Source organism: Novosphingobium gossypii, from assembly GCF_050433305.1.
Classification (GTDB): Bacteria; Pseudomonadota; Alphaproteobacteria; order Sphingomonadales; family Sphingomonadaceae; genus Novosphingobium; species Novosphingobium gossypii.
Genome location: NZ_JBNPXM010000006.1, coordinates 87,099 through 107,008, shown reverse-complemented (window position 1 = coordinate 107,008; position 19,910 = coordinate 87,099). Strand labels below are relative to the sequence as shown.

The window sequence follows — 19,910 nt, the reverse complement described above, 5'->3', positions numbered from 1 at the left end:
CTCAGTCCTCCACCGGTCGGAACAGCAGCAGCGGGGCATCGCCGCCGTGGTCGACGAAGGCCTGCACGCGCATCCCGATAGCGAGCGTCTCCGGGGTGACCCCTTCCACCCGGCTCATCAGGCGCGCGCCCTCGTCAAGGTCGATCAGTGCCACGTTATAGGGTTCGGCAGGCGGTTTGCGGTTGATCCAGGACAGCGTGTAGACGCGGCCAAGGCCAGATGCCTCTAACCATTCCAGCGGCTCCCCGCTTCCGGGCGCGGCGAGGCGGGGAGGGAACACCGCGCTGCCGTCCGGCGCGCGCTGGAGCAGGATGCGTCCCTCGGCCAGCGCCGTGCGCCAATGTATTTCGGGGCTCATCCCGCGACCTGTACCGCGCCGCGCGCCTGAAGGTCAGCGATTTCTTCGGAGGAGAAGCCGGCCTCTGCCAGCACGTCCAGGCTTTCCCCGCCCAGCGCAGGGCCGGGGTCGCCGATCGCGCCGGGCGTTTCGGAAAAGGCGGTCGGGATGCCGGGAAAACGCAGCGTGCCTTCGGGCGTTTCACGTTCATGCCAGAATCCGGTCTGTTCAAGGTGCGGATCGGCAAGCAGGTCGGACAGGCTCTTGATCGCGGTTGCGGGAATGTGACCCTGGCGGAACAGCTCCACCCATTCATCGGTGGAGCGGGTCTCGATCACCTCGGCCACCTTTGCCAGAACCGCGCCGATATTCTGCGTGCGCGACCGCATCGATGCGAACATCGGATCCTGTGACCATTCGGGATTGCCCAGGACATCGAAGAAGGCGCGCCAGTGCTTGTCGTTGTAGATCATCACGCCGATGTAGCCGTCCGCCGTGCGATAGGGCCGCCGCGCTTCGGACGTGGCGCGCGGGTATTCGGGCGGGCCTTCGGGCGGAACGAACAGCGACCCGCACAGATGCTCGACCATGGCGAAGGACACCAGCGTCTCGAACATCGGCACCTCGATCTCCTGACCCACGCCCAGCTTCTCGCGGGCATAGAGCGCGGCGATGACCGAGTAGGCGCCGGTGAGCCCGGCCACCTTGTCGGCTATGACGGTGGCGGCATACGTGGGCTGCCCGCCTGACAGGCGTGCCTGCAGGTCGACGATGCCCGATGCGGCCTGCACGATGTCGTCGTAGGCCGGATAGTCGCGATAAGGGCCGCTGCGCCCGAAGCCGTAGAGGTTGGCGTAGATGATCCTGGGATTGGCGGCCTTGAGCGCTGCATAATCCAGCCCCAGCCGCCCGATCGCGCTGGCTCGCATCGAATGGATGAACACGTCGGCAGTCTGCGCCATTTTCAGGAGCGCCGCGCGCGCTTCTGCCTGCTTTAGGTCCATCACGATGGAACGCTTGCCTCGATTGACGTTGAGGAACATCGCCCCGCGCGAGGCGTCGGGCCCCGGCGGGATGAAGCGCGTGGTGTCGCCCTGCGGGCTTTCCACCTTGATCACGTCCGCGCCAAGGTCCGCGAAGATCTGCGTCGCATAAGGCCCCATCAGCACGCTGGTAAGATCCAGCACCCTGACTCCCGCCAGAGGGCCTTTGCCTTTACCGCTCATCGAAGTTCTCCAGTGTGGGTGTTGCAGCGATTGCCAAGTCCGTTTCCGGACCTACCCTCGTGCGTGCACATGCATGCACACGTAAGGGGAGTTTGCGGGAGATGAAGGTTCACCTGATCGCGGCGGGCAAGTTCCACGACATCGACTATGCGCGTCTGGAACTGCTCAAGCTGCTGGCGGAAACCCCGCGCATCCGCACATCGGTGGCGGCGGACTATGCGGATCTGGCCAGCCTTGGGACTGCCGACCTGCTGATCACCTATACCTGCGACCTGATGCCGGCGCGCGCGGAGGAAGTCGCCGCGCTGGAGGCGTTCCTGGCGCGCGGCGGTCGGTGGCTGGCGCTGCACGGCACCAACGCGGTCCTGCGTTTCGGCGCCGACGGCGTGGTCGACACGCCGGACGAAGTGCCTGCCTTCACCGGCCTGCTCGGCACCCGGTTCGCCGGGCACCCCCCGATCGCGCCGTTCAAGGTCTTCGTTACGCGCGACGATCATGAAATGACGCAGGGGCTGCGCGATTTCCGGGTGGAGGACGAGCTGTACCTTACCCACCGCACCGCCGACATCGAGGTGCTGCTGCACACCAGCTTCACCGGCCGCTGCGACGAATTTCGCGATGCCGAGTGGGACGAGGCCGAAGTGCCCGTGCTCTACGAGCGCAAGGTGGGTGAGGGGGCCATCCTCTACCTGACGCTGGGGCACTGCCGGGGGCATTACGACCTTCTGCCGGTCAGCCCGTTCTGGCCCCATCCGCAGCGGTGCGCGTGGAATTATCCGGTGTTCCACGAACTGCTGCGCCGCGCGATCCGCTGGGGGCTTGCTCACGCCGCCTGATCCTCCTGCGCGGGCCGCAGGGCGTGGAGCTGGGCTTCGAGCGAACCGAGCACCGGCTCGACCAGATCGGCGTCCATGGCCCCGGTCAGCAGGTTGACCGCCATGCCTTCCATCGTCGCCTGAGAGATCGCCATGGCCAGCGCGAACCGTTCCGGGCTGGCCTGCCATTCCGGGTAGAGCTGGACGGCCAGCTGATTGAACCGGTCGCGAAATTCGACCTGCAGCGGCATCAACACGCTGGCCAGTTCGGCATTGGTGCGCGCCGCCACCGCCAGTTCGTGGAAGGCGATGAAGGCGGGTTTCTGGATCTGCTTCCAGTACGTGCGCACCATGGCACCGTGATCGAGCGCGCTGCGTTCCGCTGCACGGCGAAAGGCGCGCAGGCGGCGTTCGTGCAGGTGCATGATCGTCGCTTTGATGAGCGACACGCCATTGTCGAAATGGTGCAGCATCGCCCCACGCGACAGGCCAGCCTCTGTGGCGACCTGCGGCGTGGTCGTGCGCGAATAGCCGCTGCGCACCAGCACCCGGATCGTCGCATCGATCAGGCGCGCACGGGTCTGGGCGCTCTTCAGCGCCTGCATGGTGGGCTCGTCGAGGCTGGTGCGTTTCAACGGCTGCGCTCTCCCGGGCGAGTGCGGGCTGCCTCGTCCGGCGTCACCTCGCAAACGTCATCGGTAGCAAATAGCGCAGCAAATAAAAAGACATTCATGAATGCCTTTTATTCCGTCGTCGGTGCCCCTTCGCCAAGAGCCACTTCCAGGCGATCGACCAAGCTGGCCAGCCGATCCAGGTCTGTGCTGGTATCCGGTCGGTCCGGCTGCGACAGGACACCGCAAAGCAGCACCGTCACATAGCGTTCCGCCTCGGCATCTATGTCCAGGGGGCGGCCGATGAAGCTGGTCCGCATGGCGACATGCTCCAGCCCGCCGAACATCATGTCGCGGATCATCACAGGGTCCACGTCGGCACGCACTTCCCTTGCGTCCTTCGCCTTTTCCACGGCTTCGACCACGCTGTGCGCGAAGATGTGGTTCAGCTTGTGCAGTGCGCTCCCCCGGTAATCGGACCAGCGCAGTTCCTGATAGAAAACGCGGTGAAAACGCGGCGTTTCCTCTATCGAGCGCAGGAAACGTACCGCGATCAGCGTCAGCCGCGATCGCAGGTCGTGGATATGGCGCAGCTCGGCCGTCAGCCGCTCCACGAAGGGCGTGGCCCAATCTATCAGGACCTGGTTCACCAGTTCCTGCTTGCTGTCGTAATACTTGTAGACCGTCGCCTCGGATACGCCTGCCAGCCGGGCGATCCGGGCCATGGAGGTGGCGGTAGTGCCTTCCTCCTCGATCAGCTGGCGGGCGGCGGCAAGGATTTCCTGCGGGCGCTGATCCTTGCGCCGCCGCCAGGCCAGCGGCTCGGCTTCGGGGTTCTTCATTGAAGCCTTAACCGGGGCCCTGACCGGAACGGGCCCGGTGACAATCGAACAGCCCTCATTTGCGGCTCACTCCTGCAGCGCCTGTCGCAGCTTTACGGTCAAACGCAGCGCATGCAACAGGCTGAGGCCGACTTACCTAGCTCCTGCCGCGAGACTGTTCGTAGGCGATCCAGGTCGGCAGCCGTTCCGGGAAATCCGCAAGGCCGGGCTCCGCATAGGCGTGGTTGCGCAGGGGGGTGGACAGGATGTTGGGGTACTTGTCTATCGGTACGTAGTAAAGGAAGCCGATGGTCCGCTCGGCGAACTTCCAGCCCCTGTCGGTGTTGCGATATTTGTCGTCGTAGCGGATGGCGGTGACCATCATCTGGTTGTTGCGCCACAGTTCGGCATGGCCGATCACACGGCCGGTGGCTCCCTGCGATCCGTCGCCAACGAAGTCGATCTGCACGTCGTGCATGAAATGATGGCCCGGCCCAAGCACGTCGAAACGGCCATCGTACTGCGCCATGATCGCATCAACCCCGGTCGCGTTCATCACCCCGTCGGCGGACTTCAGCACCGCATCGGGTGCGAAGAGGGCGCGGATCGCGTCGATGTCGCGGTCATCGATGGTGAAGCAGTAGCGGGCGATCAGCTGGCGGATCTGCGATTCCGCTTCCAGCCGGGCGATACGGTCTTCCAGTGTCGACATGTCTCTTTTCCCTTTCAGCGTGCGTCTTCCAGGATCATGTCGGCGCATTTTTCGCCGATCATGATCGAGGGGGCGTTGGTATTGCCGGCGGGCAGGCTCGGCATGATGGAGGCATCGGCCACGCGCAGACCGGATATGCCGTGTACCCGCAGGCGCGGATCGACCACCGCATCGGCCCCGGTGCCCATGCGGCATGAACCTACCGGGTGCAGGTTGGCGATAGCGGTGGCGCGGATGTGGGCCTCGATCTCCGTATCGCTGCGCGCGTCTGCGCCGGGCGAGATTTCCCCGGCGTTGTAGGGCGCCAGCGCGGGCTGGGCGGCAATGCCGCGCACCAGCTTCACCGCCGAGATCATCGCCGCCACATCGACCGGATCGCTCAGGAAGTTCTGGCGGATGACCGGATCGGCCAGCGGATCAGTGCTGCGCAGGCGGACCGATCCGCTGGCACGCGGGTTGAGATGCACCGGGCTCATGGTGAAGCCGGGAAAAGGGTGGGCCTTCATGCCCGATGCCGTGCGGCTCTGGACCGTCCAGACGTTGGTGTTGACCTGGAGGTTGGGCCGGTCCTGGCGGTCGTCTGTGCGGGTGAAGATCCCCGCGAAGATGCCGTTGCTGGCCAGCGGTCCCTTGTTGAACAACACATAGTCGATGCCCGCCTTCAGCTTGCGCAGCGGGCTGTTCGCCAGTTCGTTGATCGTGATCGCCTTGGAACAGCGGAACATCAGCGACAGGTAGAAGTGGTCCATCAGGTTGGCGCCTACCGCAGGCAGGTCCAGCACCGGCATGATGCCGCGTTCACGAAGGAGCGCTGCCGGGCCGATCCCCGAAAGCTGGAGCAGTTGCGGCGATCCGAACGCGCCTCCGCAAATCACCACCTCGCGTCGCGCCTTCGCCGTCGCCAGACCCGCCCCGGTGCGGTATTCGATTCCGGTTGCGCGAGTACCCTCCAGCAGGATGCGGGTCGCGTGGGCACGCGTCTTTACCTTGAGGTTCGCCCGCCGGCGTGCCGGGGCAAGGTAGGCCTGCGAGGTGTTCCAGCGCCGGTTGTTGCGCGTCGTCGTCTGGAAGAAGCCGGCGCCTTCCTGCTCTGCCCCGTTGAAGTCGGGGTTATAGGCGATCCCCGCTTGCTGCGCGGCCTCAACGATGGCGACGGCGATCTCGGAGCGGTCGGGCTGGTCCGAGACGGTCATCGGCCCGCCGACGCCGTGCCATGCATCGGGGCCGCGCTGCTGGTCTTCGGCCTTGCGAAAGTAAGGCAAGACGTCGGCGTAGCTCCACCCGTGGCAGCCCAGCTGGCGCCAGTGATCGTAATCCTGGACGTGGCCGCGGATGTAGAGCATCCCGTTGATGGAACTCGTGCCGCCCAGCACCTTGCCGCGCGGCTGGTACATGCGCCTGCCGCCCAGTTCTGCTTCGGGCTCGCTCTCGAACATCCAGTTGACGCGGCGGTCGGCGAACAGCATCGGATAGCCCATCGGCGGCCTGATCCAGAACGCCTTGTCCTCCGGCCCCGCCTCCAGCAGGAGCACCGAATAGCGCCCGCTCTCGCTGAGCCGCGCAGCGACGACGCAACCCGCAGAGCCTGCTCCGCTGACGATGAAGTCGTACTCCGGCACGGCCTGCGTGGGCATCAGGCGGCCTGACCCGCAAGGTGCCTGCCCGCGATGTAGGCGAAGGTCATCGCCGGGCCAATGGTCGCGCCCGCGCCCGGATAAGCCCCGGCGAACACATTGGCCTGATCGTTGCCCACCGCGTAGAGTCCCTGCACCGGGGCTCCCTCCGCGTCGAGAACGCGGGCATGGCGGTCGGTTCTGAGCCCCGCGAACGTGCCGATGATCCCTGCCTCTATGCGCAGGGCGTAGAACGGCCCCCTGATCAACGGCCCAAGGCAGGTGTTGGGCCGGTGCTCCGGATCGCCCTGATAGACGTCGTAGACCCGCCCGCCGCGCCCGAAGTCCGGGTCCACGCCTGCCTCTGCATTGGCGTTGAAGATGGCGACCGTGGTTTCCAGCATGTCCGCGTCTATGCCGCAGACCTGCGCCAGCTCGCGCAACGTGGCGGCCCGCTTGACGTAACCGCTGCGCATGTGCCTGCCGTGGGGGATGGGGAAGGGGCGGACCATGCCTATGCCCCATTTCTTCACGGCGGCGGCATCGCCGATCAGCCACGCCCAGGCGCCGGTATCGCCCGCGCTGGCGCCGATCATCTGCGGGACCATGTCGTGGTACGCGCTTGATTCATCGCCAAAGCGGCGTCCATCGGGGCGTACCGCGATGAAGCCGGGCTTCTGCCGGTCGATCAGGTGCGGCCACACCCCGGTGAAGTCGCGGGCGCCGGGCAGGACAGAAACCGGCATCCACGCTGCCGGATGCGCGACGTTGCCGTTGAATGCACCACCCACGCTTTCGGCAAGGCGGATGCCGTCGCCGGTATTGCCGGGGTTCGTCGGATTTTGCTGCGCGCGATTGCGGGCAGGCGCCGGGAACGTTGCTGCCCGTCGCTCCGGATCGTTGGGGTAGCCACCGCAGGCTAGCACCACGCCGCGCCGTGCGGTGACCGTGATGCGGCCCTGCGGCGTGTCGATCTGTGCCCCCGTGACCCGTCCGTCCCTGCGCACCAGCGCAGCGACCGGTGATGACAGCAGTATCTCCACATCAAGGTCGAACAGCGTTCGCGCCAGCCGCGCGACCAGCGCGCGACCGCGCACAACCTGCTGCCCTTCGCCATAGCGCAGCACGTCGGCGAAGTGCCGGGCCAGCTTCCTGGCGACGAAGCCCAGCGCCTTCACCGAGCGGCCCGCCTTCATGAAGTGGATCATCTCCACGCCTGATCCGACCGCAAAACCCAGGAACAGCGTCTGCGGCAGCTGCTGTTTCAGGTTCTTGAGATGCGGTCCCAGCTGCTTGGCCTCGTAATCGACGGTGCCGATGGAGCGGACGATGGAACTGTTCGCGCTTTCGGAATGATAGTCGGGATAATCCATACCGTAGAAGCGCACATGGCTGTTCTCTTCCAGAAAGCGCACCATACGCGGCGCGATATCGAGATAGGCTTCCACACGGTCCGGCTCGATGTAGTTGCCGGTCTCCTCGATCACATAGGCGCGCGCACTTTCGATGTTATCGCTCTGGCCGGTGGTCCGCTGCATCGCGGGAGAGTGGTGGTTGCCCGGAACCCACAGCACGCCGCCCGAGGTGGCGGTAGTGCCGCCGAACACGGCCTCCTTCTCGACCACCAGCACCTCCAGCCCGGCGCGGCGGGCGGTGACGGCAGCGGTAAGTCCGGCAGCGCCGCTGCCCGCGATGAGAACGTCGACGGTGCGGTTGGTGGTGGTCATGCATCGGTCCTCTCATTGGCGGCATTGCGCCCGGCGATGCGCCCGAACACGACTGCGTTGCCGATCGAGGCACCCCCTGCGGCGTAGCATTGCCCGAACATGCCGCCGGTGGTCTCTCCTGCCGCATAGAGGCCGGGCACAGGGCGGTCGTCGGCGCCCAGGACGCGCGCTTCAGGGTCGATACGGATGCCGGTGCCGGTCCAGCAGATGATCGCCGGGCGAACGTGCGCCGCATAGAACGGCCCCTGCGCAACCGTGCGCAGCATCGCGGGCGGCTTGAAATAGTCGGCATCGCTGCCCGCCTGTGCCAGCGCGTTGTACCGCCGCGTCGTGGTGGTCAGCCGCGCGGCATCCACGCCCAGCCTGGCCGCCAGTTCGTCCAGCGTCGGCGCGCTGATGAGGGTTCCGGCGTCCACATGGTCCAGCAGGCGCTCGGCGGTCCAGTTAGGTGCGGGCCGGTACTGCGTCGTCTTCGAGTCCATGCGCGCAGCCTCGTCGAAGATCGCAAAGCAGTCCTGCCCGGGTTGCTCGTCCAGCACGGCGGCAAGCACCGAATACTCGATGGTCTCGTCCACGAAGCGGCGACCGTGGCGGTTCACCATCATCAGCCAGCCGGGGAGATAGCTCTCCAGATCCTTCGCGAAGCCGGGGGTCAGCAGCAGCAGCCCGCGATTGGCCTGGCTGAGTTGCCCGCCGACCTGTGCGGCAAGGCCAAGGCCGTCACCCCGGCAGGTCTCGGCGCCGATGTACCAGTGGAGTTCGCCGTGGCGCGCGGCATCGGGGTACAGTTCGGCCAGAAGCTGTGGGTTGGCGCCAAAGCCGCCGGTGGCGATCACCGTGGCGGCACTGCGGACGGGCTGACCGTCCACTACGATGCCATGGACGCGGCCCTGTTCGATCAGCAGGCTTTCCACCCGCGTTTCCAGTACTGTCTCGACGCTGCGGCCTGACAGGAAGCCCTCGATCCCTTGGACGATCCCGGCGCCGCCTTCTGTTGCGCGGTGCCCGCGCCGTACTTTGTCGACGCCCGATGCGTAGAGGTTGTCGACGGTGAAGTCGACACCGAGCCCGCGCAGCCATTCGAAGGCTGATGCCGACTGCCGGCACAGTGTCCGAACCAGCGACGGCTCGATCTTGTACTGGTTGAGCGTCATGTAATAGTGGGACATGGCTTCGGGATCGTCGTCGATCCCGGCTTCGCGCTGCAGGGACGTGCCAGCCGCGTAGAAGACGCCGCCCGAAAGTGCGCTGGAGCCGCCGGTGCGGTTCGCCGCTTCGACCATCAGGACGCTTGCGCCGTTGTCGGCGGCAGCCGCGGCTGCGCTAAGGCCCGCCGCCCCGGTGCCGATGACGATCACGTCGTAGTCTAGTGCCTCGCCGCTCATTGCCGAAGCCCGCTGCACGCAATGAAAGTCCTGTCAGCCAGATGCGGCATCAGGCGCCTCTCCATACAGTTGGTTGTCTTGGGCGATGGCACTTGCCGAGGCGGGATATGCCGTCTGCCGATGCCACGAAACATGGCAAGCGGAAAATAATAAGTCTAGCTCAATTGTGCTGAGCATTGCCCGTCGTTCCGCCGGCGGCGCACTCAAACCCGCAGAACAAGCCAAGTTTTGGCGCAACAGCCGCCATAAAAAAGCAATCATGCTCGACTTTTTTATTGTCAGGCTCGAGAGTGTGGGCATAAGGTGAAGCAGACGGAATCGACTGCTCACCGAATCAAATCAGGCAGCCGTGGGACAGAGATGAGGAACGGCTGGATTTTGCGCGCAGGCATGGCCTGACGCGGCAGTATCACTTTCGCCTAAAAAATAAGTCATCCTTCAGTGTAGGGGTAGACAGGGAGAAGAGCATGAAGGATCTGGCAAGAATCCATCGCGCCTGGACGCTCGCCACGCTTATGGCGTCTGCTTCCGCAATCGGCATGACCGCCCCCGCGCTGGCGCAAAGCGTGGCCCCCGCCGCAGCCCCGCAGGGCCCGACGGGTGGCCTCGAGGAAATCGTCGTAACGGCACGCAAGCGCACCGAGTCGCTTCAGGACATTCCCGTCGCGGTGACGGCCTACTCGCCTGCGCAGATCGCGCGGCAGGACATCTCCAACATCGAGCGCATCGCCGCCACCACGCCGAACCTGACCGTGGGCCGTGCCACGACCGGCTCCGGCGCGCAGATTTCCCTGCGCGGGATCGGTACGCCCGCCAGTGCGCTGGGCATCGAATCCTCCACCGCGATCATCGTCGATGGCATCTACTACGCCAGCGGACGCATCCTGAACGAAGGGTTCTTCGACCTTTCACGCATTGAAGTGCTGAAAGGCCCGCAGGCGCTGTTCTTCGGCAAGAACGCGACGGCAGGCGTCATTTCCATCACCACCGCCGACCCCGGCCCGACCTTCGAGGCTTCGACCCGGGTAGGCTACGAATTCCGCGCGAAGCGCCCGTACATCGAACAGGTCGTCTCCGCGCCGCTGACTGACACCCTGGGCGTCCGTGTAGCCTTGCGCGGATCGAAGATGTTCGGCGGCTACTCGCGCAACTATGCAACGGCGCAGCCTTTCACCGTGACCGACCAGGCGGGCGGCCCGGTGCAGAACCTGGTGGCGCTTCCGGGTGATCGCCGGGGGCCTAAGGAAAAGGAACTGACAGGCCGCCTGACGCTCAAATGGGAGCCGACGGACGCCATCACCAACACCCTCAAGGTGTCCGCGAACGAGACGACGACCAACGATGGCGCGTGGAACAACATCGTGTTCTCCTGCGCCACCGGGTTCAGCACGCTGCAACCCGGCGTGCCGTGCAAACGCGACTGGAAGTATTATCATAACCAGATGCCAACCGAGATTGCCGCAAACTTCCCGTTCGCACGCAAGGACGGGGAGCTTTACACGAAGTATCGCTCCTATCAGGTAACCAACAATCTGGAATGGAATCTTGGCGACATCACGCTGACCTCGGCGTCGAATTACCAGAACCAGAACAACCGCTGGCTGACCGACAGCGACTACCAGCAGCGTGCTGTGCAAATATACGTCGGATCGCGCGAGAAGTGGTGGGCATTTTCCGAAGAGCTGCGCGCTCAGACGAACTACGATGGCCCTCTCAACATGATGGTCGGCGTCCTCTACCAGAAGACGAAGCTGCAGTCCGACCAGCACGTCTATTCCGGCAACGTGCGCGTCAGCACGCAGCGACCGGAATGGGAATACGTCGCGTTCGGCAAGGATTCCTACACGAGGGGCGAAACGATTTCTCCCTTCGCGCAGGTGACCTGGAAGGTGGTGCCGCAGCTCGAACTGTCTTCGGGTATCCGCTATACGCATGAGACGAAGGACAGCTTCTTCGTTCATCCAGTCAATCGCCCTGGCCAGATCAATCGCCTGAATGACCCGATCTACAAGGACCAGACCTTTACCAACTGGAGCCCGGAAATAACCGCATCGTACAAGCCGGTTCCCAACGTCAACCTCTATGGCGGGTTCAAGACCGGATACAAATCCGGCGGTTTCTCAAACCAGAGTTCCTACACCAACGCCTCGATCCCTGCCGATCTCGATTTCGAGCCGGAGAAGGCGAAGGGCTTCGAAGGCGGTATCAAAACCACGCTGTTCAACAACCAGCTGCGCTTCGACGTGGCCCTCTACAGCTATGAGTATACCGACCTGCAAGTGGACTTCTTCGAAGCGCAGACCTTCCGGTATATCACCACCAATGCCGGCTCAGCGCGCACCAAGGGTGTGGAACTTTCGACCGAATGGGCCCCGATCTCCGTGCCGGGCCTGATCATGCGCGGGGCGCTGAACTACAACAAGGCGCGCTACGTGGATTTTATTGCGCCGTGCGTGACTGGCCAGACCCCGGCGCAGGGGTGCAATCCTACCACGGCCAGCCCCTACGGCGGTCTTTTCGTGCAGGATCTGAGCGGCAAGCCAACGGCCAACGCGCCGCGCTGGACGGCGGCACTAGGCGCCAGCTACGAGACGGACGTAAGCTCGGACCTGTCCGTCGCGCTGTCCGCCGATGCGCGTTATTCCAGCAGCTACAACGCTTCGCCGTTCTTCAACCCGATCGCGACGCAGCCCAAGTACGTCAATCTGGACGCATCGGTGACCCTGAGTTCGAAGGCGGGCTGGGATCTGGCCGTCATCGGCAAGAACCTGACCAACCAGTTCGTCATTTCAGGCGCGCTGGATTCGCCGGGCACCGGTTCCGGCACGGGTACTGCCGCGGGACGTCTGGGCGATCAGCGTGGCTATGCCAACCTGCCGCGCACGGTGCAGGTCCAGGTCACGTATCACTATTGATCGGGAGGGAGGTGTGACGGAGAAGGCGATGAAGCGGCTCGAAGGTAAAGTCACGGTGATCACCGGCGCGTCCAGCGGTCTAGGCGCGGCGACCGCTCGCCGGTTCGCCGCCGAAGGGGCGGTTCTGGTATTGGGCGACATTCGTGAGGACGCCGGAGCGGCGCTGGCAGAGGAGCTTGGAGGGTGCTTCCTGCCGTGCGACGTGACGCGGGAAGCCGACGTCGCGGCGCTCGTCGATGGTGCGATCAAGGATCATGGCCGGCTGGACTGCATGATCAACAACGCGGGGCAACTGGGCGCTCTGGGCCGGGTGGAGGACATCTCCGCAAAGGCTTGGCGCGATACCATGGCGATCCTGGTCGATAGCGTGTTCTATGGAATGAAGCACGCGGCCCGTGTGATGCGGCCGCAGGGCGAGGGGGTCATCCTGTCCACGTCGAGCGTGGCAGGGCTGGTGGCCCTTGGCCCTCATGCCTACACGGCGGCCAAACATGCGGTCATCGGCCTGACGCGCTCGGTCGCGGCGGAGCTGGCGGCGGACGGTATCCGCGTCAACGCGGTCGCGCCGGGCAGCGTGCCCAGCAATATGACCGACTTTGCCTATGGCGATGCGGCAGCGATGCGCAAGGTGGCCGAAGCGCGCAACCCGCTGCGCCGCATGATCGGGCCGGAAGAGATCGCCGGTGCCTTTGCCTATCTCGCCAGCGACGAAACCTTCAACCTGACCGGGCAGGTCATCGCGCTTGATGCGGGGCTGGTGGAATGCCGTCTTGATGCCAGCTACTATGCGCGCGAACCGTCTTATTTCGACGCTTACGGCAACCGCGGCTAGGCGGTGGGACGCAGCGCGCGGATGCGGTCTTCCAGCGTGCCAAGCAGGGCGGGGACCATCGTTTCATCCAGCGCGCCGGTCATCAGGCTCATCGCCATGCCTTCGATCAGCGTCTGCGACAGGGCGATGGCTTCGGCTAGATGCTGCGGTTCGGACTGCCATTCAGGAAAGAGAGCGAGCGCCTCCGCATTGAAGCGTTCACGATATTCGACCTGTAATGGGCGCATGATCAGCGCCAGTTCGGGGTCGGTTCGCGCCGCCAGCGCCAGTTCCTGAAACGCCACGAATGCCGGCTTCTGCACTTGTTTCCAATAAGCCCCGACCATGGTCGCGGGGTCATGTTCGGTGATCTCGGAAGATCGCCTGAAAGCGCGCAGGCGCCGTTCGTGCAGTTCGACGATCGTGGCCCGGATCAACGTCGCGCTGTTCTCGAAGTGGTGGAGCATCGCCCCGCGCGACAAGCCGGCCTCTGTCGCGACCAGAGGCGTGGTGGTCCCGGAATACCCCACCCGGACAAGGCACTGGATCGTTGCCTCTATCAGCCGGCCTCGCGTCTGCGCGCTCTTGATGGACTGCCGCGTGGGCACGGCGGCAGCAGCAGGCTTGCGGATCGACGTGCGCGGAGAAGACTGACTTACGGGCGTGGCGGCCAAAATAGGCTCCCGAATGAGGACAGGTGGTGTGAAACCTCCTCCTGCAACCAACAGCCTTGTTTGGGCAACCGAAAATGTGCTTTCTCGATGTTGGCACGAAGCCTATCCCAGCCGTGGTTCAAGCAGCCTTTATCTCATTTGCATCCTGAAAATTTGGAAGCGCGCAGGTCCGTTACCCTGTTTCTGTAGCGCGCGCGAGATCCAGACCCGCGTCCAAACCAGACTCGCTTTTGTCGCTATGCGACGGCTTTCCACTGCGCGCCCAGCTCCGGGTTATCGATCGCCGCTGCAAAAGCGCGATGACCTGACGCTTGGAGCAGCGCGGCGCTGGTTTGATAACAGGCAGCGGTCAGGTCAGCATCCGCAAAACGCGCGACAGCACCCAAGACGTCGGTAGCCGACGAGCCGAAAGCTGCCATCAATCCGGGCGGCACGCTCGCGCTGATCGCCAGACTGACGGTTACTGGAGGCGCAACGCAAACCCCAAAAGCCGGTGCCGACAAACGGCTTGGAAAAACTCGCGGGTGGTTGGGCTTCCTCGGCAGGTCGGCTCCGAAGCCCAACGCGGCGTGATCTATTTCCGCTTGGCGATGACACGCGGGTTTGCGGCGATCGGCCTTGACCGAATAGCCATGGGGGCGCGTGAAGGCTACTTCCATTCGCCGGAAGGCAAGGCGAGGTGGAGGTGTTTACGACATCCGCCGCCACGCCCTGCCGCTTCTGAGGTAAGGCAGGCGACAGCTTCTTGGACGCACAGGCCGTCATTACAGATCTTTAATGGCCCGTCTTCCTTAGTGGACCCGCATAGAACCCTGCGTTGCTCGGAAGTTCTATGCGGGTACCTACTACTGTCTTCTCGTTGACCGCCCTCGTGATAGCCAGCGCGCCGGCCTGCGCGGAGCAGGTTTCCGCCGCTGCTCTGAACTGTCACAGTGAGCCGACCGCGGCCGCGCCGGTCTTGGCTCGGCCCAAGCAGGGCCAGCACGTTGTTGTAAGCGAGGCTGGAGGCGGATGGTCTCACGCGGTGTTGCCCGGCTGCTGGGTAGTGACCCGGTACCTGGCTGCCGATCGGAGGGGAAAAGAGTCCAGCATCCTGACGGATGAGGGGCGCTCGGCCGACTGTCGTATGGATCGCCGAGCTATTTTTCCTCGGGCAAACGTTCGTCGCCCGGCGCAGATCCCCGTTGCTCGCGTCGTGGGCAAGAATGTCGTCACCATCACGTCGCAGCGGCGGGCGTTCTGGCGGGTACTACGGCGATAACTGTCCCTTCAGCGGAGGCAATGTGCGCATCGGCGCACGCTATTGTATCACGAGTGGCGGAAAAAAGCCCTATGGGGTCTAAGTAAATGCGGTCCCGAAGATTGTCTTCGCTCGACATCCTCGTGTTGATGATCCTGTTCTACCTCGTTGCCTTCCGTCTCTGGATATAGCAGACATCCTAAGATGTCAGCCTGGATCATGATTGCCGCTGCAGGCCTCTGTATCGCCAACGTCCATGATGGCGACACCCTGACCCTGTGTACCCGTGAGAAGGTTCGTGTAGCGAACATCGATGCGCCGGAGTTGCCGGATAGCCCGCGCTGCGCCCCGGTTCAACGGCAGCGCCTCGCCGGCTCGAAGAACCCGCCATGGTGTGACTACAAGGCAGGCGAACAGAGCAGGGACGCGCTGCGTGCCTTCCTCGGCTCGGGTTCGGTCAGCATCGAGCGACTTGGCCAGGATCGGTACGGACGCACGCTGGCGCGCATCTACGTCGGCGGCCGGGATGCGGGTGACTACCTCATCCGGCGGGGGTTGGCGCGTCCGTGGAGGTGAGGTAGCCTGGGGAAATGAGCAACGACAATCATCCGGGCGGGAGCAACGACAACCTCCGCGCGCTGACCGAGGACGATGCCGTCCACGCAGCGCAAGCCGCTGGCATCAGCCTGCCGATCACGGACTCGAGCGCGCTGATCAAAGCTGCGGCAGTGGTACTTGACCAGCCCATTTCGCCAGCGGAGATCGAGACGGCGTTGCGTACCGCGTACGTGACCCTGCCCCTGAACGCGCCTGCCGACTTGCTCTTGGCCTGCAACCGTATCCTGGACGTCAAGCTCGGCGCAGACGGCGGCAAGGACAATTGACCTGCTGGCGTGAGGGTAAAAAGCCGAGCGCGCGGCGTGGTCATGCCAGTGCGAACCGGAACTCTTCCAGCGCGAGATGGGCTTTTGGCCGCAGCACAACAACGATGTCATAGTCTTCGCCGATGAGCTGGCTGATCTGTCCGAGATTGGCGCTCGTCTTCTTTTCGACCTTGGACACGTTTGTCTGCGTGTAGGCTAGCCGCTTGGCGGCCTGATCCTGGGTTAGCCCAAGTCTTTCGCGAATAGCGCGAAACAGTGCGGCGTGGCTGATCTGCTCGACATCTGCGGCATCGCGCGTCTTTCTTGCTTTGGAGGAAGGTCGCGCCTTGCGGGCATGGGCGTCGTTGGACCTGGACACTCTTGTGACCCTGAACGAAAAGTGCAGTACAAGGACAGGCCGAACTCCTTTTGCAAGTCGAGCGGCTGCCGGCGGTCCGGTTTGCACCGTTACGGGCCTCGCGTCGATCCGGTCATGCGCCGCAAATCGCGAATGCCGCACGCTGCCGCGCTGCAATCGCGGTTGAACCAGCTGTGTCTGCGCGGATCCCCAGTACGTGGCGCCGGAACAGTCGCTCCTGCATATCCACAAGGACACGCTAGCGCATACGACTGGGCTACCGGATGGCCGATCGATGACACTTTGAACCGGCTGTGCAATCTGGACAATCTATGCGATCAGTGCAATAAGATTTCCGACCTGTTCAATGGAGTTGCCTTGTGTCGAGCCTAGCCGCTGATAGCCTTCCCATCCGGGGATTGAGTGCGGGCGACGTGCGCGCGGCGCTCAGGAGCACCAATCCCACGGCGCGGGCGAGCGATCTTAAAACGATGGCGGAGCTGATCTCCTTCGTTTCGGGCGTCATAGCGGAACTGCCCAAGGATGAGCAGAGCGAACTCGCGCGCGAGAAGGACGAGGTGCGGCGCATGCTGATCGAGGTCGTTCATGGCGATCGACCGCAAACGCGGGTTTCGGTTCGCTCGACGGGACGGATCGAGCGGTCGCGCGGCACGGGTTTGGGAGAAGTCATTTCGCTCGACGAGGGCAGGGCCCGACTGGATCGTTATGCGACGGCCAGGCCGCTCGAGAGCTGGGCGGGCCCGGTGGCGGGTGCCGGTGAAGTGGAGGACAACCTTGGTATTCCCCGTTCCACATTGAGCCATTGGCACAAGAAGGGCATGGTCGTCGGATTGCTGCGCGGTGCCCGGAAACTAGCCTACCCGCTGGAGCAGTTCGTGGATGCGCGGCCGCTCGAAGGCATCGCCGATGTTCTTCGTCTCGCCCCGGATGCCCGCTCGGCCTGGCTGTGGCTACGCCAACCGCATGGGGCGCTGGACGGACTTACGCCGCTGGATGCGTTGAAGGCCGGTGCTCGCCAGGAAGTGGTGAACGGTGCCGAGCGTGACTTTGCCTGACACATGGTCCTCGATGAGAAGACGCTTGCATCCCTGACCCGGCGCGCCGCGCCCAGTGCTTTCTTGCGCTGTACCCCCATTGCGTACCGGGCGACTCCACTTGGCATGGGATGCGGCAAAACCCGGTTTGCATGCCCGGCCGACGGGTTCAAACTGCTCTACATCGCACAGGATCTTCCGACCGCCATTGCCGATGCGATCGTGCGCGATCGCTTCGAGGGCGTGATGCCAAGAGAGATGCTGAGGTCCGACTTTGCCGGATGGGGCGTGTGCGAAGTCGACGCTGCGATGCCGCTCAGGGTGCTCGACTTGCGGCGCGATGGGTGCTTCAAACTTGGAGTATCGACCGACATCGTCGGGGCGAAAGCCCAACTGGCAGCCCGCAGGTTCAGCCAGACCGTGCATGAACACACCGATCTGGACGGCATCCTCTACTTTTCGCGCCTGCTTCGGCGCGAGTGCCTCGCCATTTATGAGCGCGCCGTGCCCAACCATCTGACGGCGTCAAACGTGGTCGAACTGGAAACTCTGGCCCGGTTGATCCCCGCGCTCCAGAAACTCAGGATCCGCCTGATCGCAGCCATGCCAAGGGCGTGAAGCGAGAGGGTGGGGGGCTTGTCGGTGCGCAAGCCGGGTAATCTGGCGCACTGAGGTGCAAGGCGGGCAATACACCAGCGCGCAGCACGCCGCCTTCATGTCACATTGAGCAGAGCTTCGTGTCTCCCGGCGCGGAAAAAACCAAGCTTGGACGGCATTGGCCATGCCAAGCTTGGCCTGTCCCGGGCCGTAGGAGCGGCCGGTGGGCCCGACCACTGGGTCAGAGGATGACCTATGGGCACTGAAGACACGGGCCAACCGCATTTCGACCACGAGCGTCAGCCCAGCGGCGCCGCACGAAATCGATCAACCTGATCCAGGTGGCGCGTGAACTCGGCGCTCATGCGGGCGGCGTGAGCGCGCACCAGGTTTGCGCCGATCGGCCCAAAGTCGCCCCCCCGTGCCGCCTCGTTCTGGCGAAACTGGAGGCCGATTTCGTGGCTGTAGGAAGCGGCCATCGCTGTGCTCTGATCGAAATAGGATTCCGCGTCCCCGTAGACGGTTGTCGCCATATGAAGCCTTATCGGATCGATCCCCAGATAAGCGTTGATCCGGTCGTACTCACCCTTGCTGATTGTCCCGGTGACGATGCGCTGTTCCAGCGTCTTGCGTCCGCGATCGCTGATGATGCCATCCCTTGTGAGCTGGCGTCGGGTAATGCCTGCAACTTTCATGATCCTCTGAAGGATAGTCAGATAGGCAAGGCCATCCGGGCAGCAGAGTGCTGCCTTGCTTGTTTCTGGACGTGTGTTCGCTGTAATATCCTGCATACATCACCCCAATGTTGCCGATGAAATTACTTGAAAAATTGTACGCATTTTCTGCTTCTGCGCGCAACGAGATATATTTTCCCGTGATTTTTGAATCAGCTCTGCTAGATGACTTCGCTCCCCGACATGGATAATCATGGTTCCTCTTTTGGCGGCTGCCACAAGCTATCCAGGACGAACTTCGGCATGTTCCTTTCACGCGGCGGACGCCGAAGTCGCTGTCGGTAGCATCGAAATAGACGCCCCGATCGGCGCCGTCCGAACGGACGCTAGTTGCAGCAGGGTACTCCGCCACAGGCCCAGGTCTTCGCATTCAGGCTGTCGAGGTCGCTTCAAGTCGCTACCGGTGTGACCATAAGGTAGGCAATGATCTGGATTGTCATTCCGCCTTTGCCTGACGGGTTGTGCGGCAAGCTGGCCTTGCGGAGCTGAGCGACAATCGAGATCGAGCGACTAGGGGTCGGGTCCAGCTCGTCCCCACTGTGGGGTCCTTTCGCACCGAATAAAGGGCTTATTCGTACCCACACCGGGTGTAATAAAGCCCCGTTCCGGGGCTAGAATGTCCCAATACCACGGCACATAACCAGTTTCTAGGAAATAAATTACAAATAATGTTGATATTCTCTCGAAGGGAATTTCCCATGAGTAGGCGCACATAGCGCAGTTCGTCATGAGAAAGGAAATCCCATGAAAGCTCTCAACTTGAAGGCAGGACATCATCGGCTCGGTGGTGATGTCGCGCTCGCCTGCGGTGCCGCAGCCGTCGCGAGCCTCCTCGGCATCGATGCCGCACTCGCCGGCACCGACACGACGTTCGATACCGCGCTAGGACAGTTCACCGGCTTCCTGGAAGGCTCGGGCGGCAAGATCATCACGGTACTCTCGCTGGCTGGCGGCATCGTTGGCCTCGCATCGGGCCGTTTCAGCCTGGGCCAGGTCGCGATCCCCGTTGGCGTTGGGGTCGGCGCCGGCACGGGCATTCCGATCGTCACCTCCACCATTACCGCAACGATCTGAGCCAGGGGACGCGCGCCATTGCGGGCGCGTCTCCCCTTACTTGAGGAGCGCTCCTTGTGGACCGATACGGCATACCAAAGCATCTGGATGATCCGGAACTGATCGGCTTTTGGACCCTCGACGAGTTTCTCGTCATGGTCATCCCCTTTGCCTGGGGCATTGTCGCACAGCACGTCGTCTTTGGCATACTTTCGAGTTCGGCAGCGTGGTTCGGGTATCGCAAACTCCGGGCCGGCCGTTCCCTGCATTGGGTATTGCACTTCGCCTACTGGCACCTGCCAGGCGGATTTTTTGGTCTCAAGGCCGCTCCTCCTTCTCACCTTCGGGTTCTGGCGGGCTGAC

General features: G+C 63.6%; 22 protein-coding genes. 10 read left to right on the top strand and 12 right to left on the bottom strand.

Translation table 11 applies throughout. The features are described 5' to 3' along the window. Position 1: 1 nt before the first annotated feature. Positions 2–358 (bottom strand): Zn-ribbon domain-containing OB-fold protein, encoded by a 357-nt coding sequence (locus GGR40_RS12900; RefSeq protein WP_429276645.1) that lies wholly within the window; start codon positions 356–358, stop codon positions 2–4. After that, positions 355–1,563 carry a CaiB/BaiF CoA transferase family protein gene (locus tag GGR40_RS12895; protein WP_429276644.1) on the bottom strand — a complete coding sequence of 403 codons (1,209 nt, stop codon included), beginning with the start codon at positions 1,561–1,563 and terminating at the stop codon, positions 355–357. Before GGR40_RS12895 ends, GGR40_RS12900 begins: the two co-directional genes overlap by 4 nt. Before the next feature lie 101 nt (positions 1,564–1,664). Between GGR40_RS12895 and GGR40_RS12890 the strand changes: the two genes are divergently transcribed. Further along, positions 1,665–2,399 (top strand): ThuA domain-containing protein, encoded by a 735-nt coding sequence (locus GGR40_RS12890; protein WP_429276643.1) that lies wholly within the window; start codon positions 1,665–1,667, stop codon positions 2,397–2,399. Here GGR40_RS12890 and GGR40_RS12885 read toward each other — a convergent pair. The 6 genes from GGR40_RS12885 to GGR40_RS12860 all read right to left on the bottom strand — a co-directional run bounded on the left by GGR40_RS12885 (position 2,387) and on the right by GGR40_RS12860 (position 9,247). Continuing rightward, positions 2,387–3,013, bottom strand: coding sequence for a TetR/AcrR family transcriptional regulator (locus GGR40_RS12885; protein ID WP_429276642.1), 627 nt, complete (start codon positions 3,011–3,013; stop codon positions 2,387–2,389). The genes GGR40_RS12890 and GGR40_RS12885 overlap by 13 nt on opposite strands. A 107-nt stretch (positions 3,014–3,120) precedes the next feature. Continuing rightward, positions 3,121–3,831 carry a TetR/AcrR family transcriptional regulator gene (locus GGR40_RS12880; protein ID WP_429276641.1) on the bottom strand — a complete coding sequence of 237 codons (711 nt, stop codon included), beginning with the start codon at positions 3,829–3,831 and terminating at the stop codon, positions 3,121–3,123. A gap of 136 nt (positions 3,832–3,967) precedes the next feature. Further along, positions 3,968–4,522: a nuclear transport factor 2 family protein gene (locus GGR40_RS12875; RefSeq protein ID WP_429276640.1), complete on the bottom strand. Its 555-nt coding sequence runs from the start codon at positions 4,520–4,522 to the stop codon at positions 3,968–3,970. 14 nt (positions 4,523–4,536) lie between these two features. Beyond that, the gene (locus GGR40_RS12870; RefSeq protein WP_429276639.1) at positions 4,537–6,156 is read right to left on the bottom strand and encodes a GMC family oxidoreductase; all 1,620 of its coding nucleotides are present in this window, start codon (positions 6,154–6,156) and stop codon (positions 4,537–4,539) included. Then, positions 6,156–7,862: an FAD-dependent oxidoreductase gene (locus GGR40_RS12865; protein WP_429276638.1), complete on the bottom strand. Its 1,707-nt coding sequence runs from the start codon at positions 7,860–7,862 to the stop codon at positions 6,156–6,158. The genes GGR40_RS12870 and GGR40_RS12865 overlap by 1 nt, the downstream gene beginning before the upstream one ends. Further along, the gene (locus GGR40_RS12860) at positions 7,859–9,247 is read right to left on the bottom strand and encodes an FAD-dependent oxidoreductase (protein ID WP_429276637.1); all 1,389 of its coding nucleotides are present in this window, start codon (positions 9,245–9,247) and stop codon (positions 7,859–7,861) included. The genes GGR40_RS12865 and GGR40_RS12860 overlap by 4 nt, the downstream gene beginning before the upstream one ends. A gap of 85 nt (positions 9,248–9,332) precedes the next feature. Here GGR40_RS12860 and GGR40_RS12855 point away from each other — a divergent pair, with 85 nt between their 5' ends. The 3 genes from GGR40_RS12855 to GGR40_RS12845 all read left to right on the top strand — a co-directional run bounded on the left by GGR40_RS12855 (position 9,333) and on the right by GGR40_RS12845 (position 12,994). Continuing rightward, positions 9,333–9,554, top strand: coding sequence for a hypothetical protein (locus GGR40_RS12855; RefSeq protein ID WP_429276636.1), 222 nt, complete (start codon positions 9,333–9,335; stop codon positions 9,552–9,554). A gap of 160 nt (positions 9,555–9,714) precedes the next feature. Continuing rightward, positions 9,715–12,162 (top strand): TonB-dependent receptor, encoded by a 2,448-nt coding sequence (locus GGR40_RS12850; protein WP_429276635.1) that lies wholly within the window; start codon positions 9,715–9,717, stop codon positions 12,160–12,162. A 28-nt stretch (positions 12,163–12,190) separates the two neighbouring features. Next, on the top strand, positions 12,191–12,994 hold the full coding sequence (locus tag GGR40_RS12845; protein ID WP_429276634.1) for an SDR family oxidoreductase: 804 nt from the start codon (positions 12,191–12,193) through the stop codon (positions 12,992–12,994). Here the strand turns inward: GGR40_RS12845 and GGR40_RS12840 are convergent. After that, positions 12,991–13,647 carry a TetR/AcrR family transcriptional regulator gene (locus GGR40_RS12840; RefSeq protein ID WP_429276633.1) on the bottom strand — a complete coding sequence of 219 codons (657 nt, stop codon included), beginning with the start codon at positions 13,645–13,647 and terminating at the stop codon, positions 12,991–12,993. The two genes, GGR40_RS12845 and GGR40_RS12840, sit on opposite strands and share 4 nt — an antisense overlap. Positions 13,648–13,883: 236 nt before the next feature. Further along, complete coding sequence (locus GGR40_RS12835) at positions 13,884–14,306, bottom strand: hypothetical protein (RefSeq protein ID WP_429276632.1); 423 nt, start codon at positions 14,304–14,306, stop codon at positions 13,884–13,886. Between the two features lie 785 nt (positions 14,307–15,091). Between GGR40_RS12835 and GGR40_RS12830 the strand changes: the two genes are divergently transcribed. Both GGR40_RS12830 and GGR40_RS12825 read left to right on the top strand, forming a co-directional pair. After that, entirely contained in the window at positions 15,092–15,463 is a 372-nt protein-coding gene (locus GGR40_RS12830) for a thermonuclease family protein (protein ID WP_429276631.1), read from the top strand. 14 nt (positions 15,464–15,477) lie between these two features. Next, positions 15,478–15,771 (top strand): hypothetical protein, encoded by a 294-nt coding sequence (locus GGR40_RS12825; RefSeq protein WP_429276630.1) that lies wholly within the window; start codon positions 15,478–15,480, stop codon positions 15,769–15,771. A 40-nt stretch (positions 15,772–15,811) separates the two neighbouring features. On the opposite strand, the gene GGR40_RS12820 is transcribed toward GGR40_RS12825, so the two are convergent. Next, positions 15,812–16,129, bottom strand: a complete 318-nt coding sequence (locus tag GGR40_RS12820) for a helix-turn-helix domain-containing protein (protein ID WP_429276629.1) — start codon at positions 16,127–16,129, stop codon at positions 15,812–15,814. Positions 16,130–16,599: 470 nt separating this feature from the next. Here GGR40_RS12820 and GGR40_RS12815 point away from each other — a divergent pair, with 470 nt between their 5' ends. Together GGR40_RS12815 and GGR40_RS12810 are read left to right on the top strand one after the other, a co-directional pair. Next, positions 16,600–17,184: an antitoxin Xre/MbcA/ParS-like domain-containing protein gene (locus GGR40_RS12815; protein ID WP_429276628.1), complete on the top strand. Its 585-nt coding sequence runs from the start codon at positions 16,600–16,602 to the stop codon at positions 17,182–17,184. Positions 17,185–17,187: 3 nt separating this feature from the next. After that, entirely contained in the window at positions 17,188–17,781 is a 594-nt protein-coding gene (locus tag GGR40_RS12810; protein ID WP_429276627.1) for an RES family NAD+ phosphorylase, read from the top strand. A 278-nt stretch (positions 17,782–18,059) separates the two neighbouring features. Here the strand turns inward: GGR40_RS12810 and GGR40_RS12805 are convergent, their stop codons facing one another. Further along, a complete protein-coding gene (locus tag GGR40_RS12805) occupies positions 18,060–18,551 on the bottom strand; it encodes a hypothetical protein (RefSeq protein ID WP_429276626.1) in 492 nt (163 codons plus the stop codon). A gap of 687 nt (positions 18,552–19,238) precedes the next feature. Between GGR40_RS12805 and GGR40_RS12800 the strand changes: the two genes are divergently transcribed. Together GGR40_RS12800 and traL are read left to right on the top strand one after the other, a co-directional pair. Then, on the top strand, positions 19,239–19,568 hold the full coding sequence (locus GGR40_RS12800; protein WP_429276625.1) for a hypothetical protein: 330 nt from the start codon (positions 19,239–19,241) through the stop codon (positions 19,566–19,568). A 56-nt stretch (positions 19,569–19,624) separates the two neighbouring features. After that, positions 19,625–19,909 (top strand): type IV conjugative transfer system protein TraL, encoded by a 285-nt coding sequence (gene traL / locus GGR40_RS12795; RefSeq protein ID WP_429276624.1) that lies wholly within the window; start codon positions 19,625–19,627, stop codon positions 19,907–19,909. The last annotated feature ends 1 nt before the right edge of the window (position 19,910 follow it).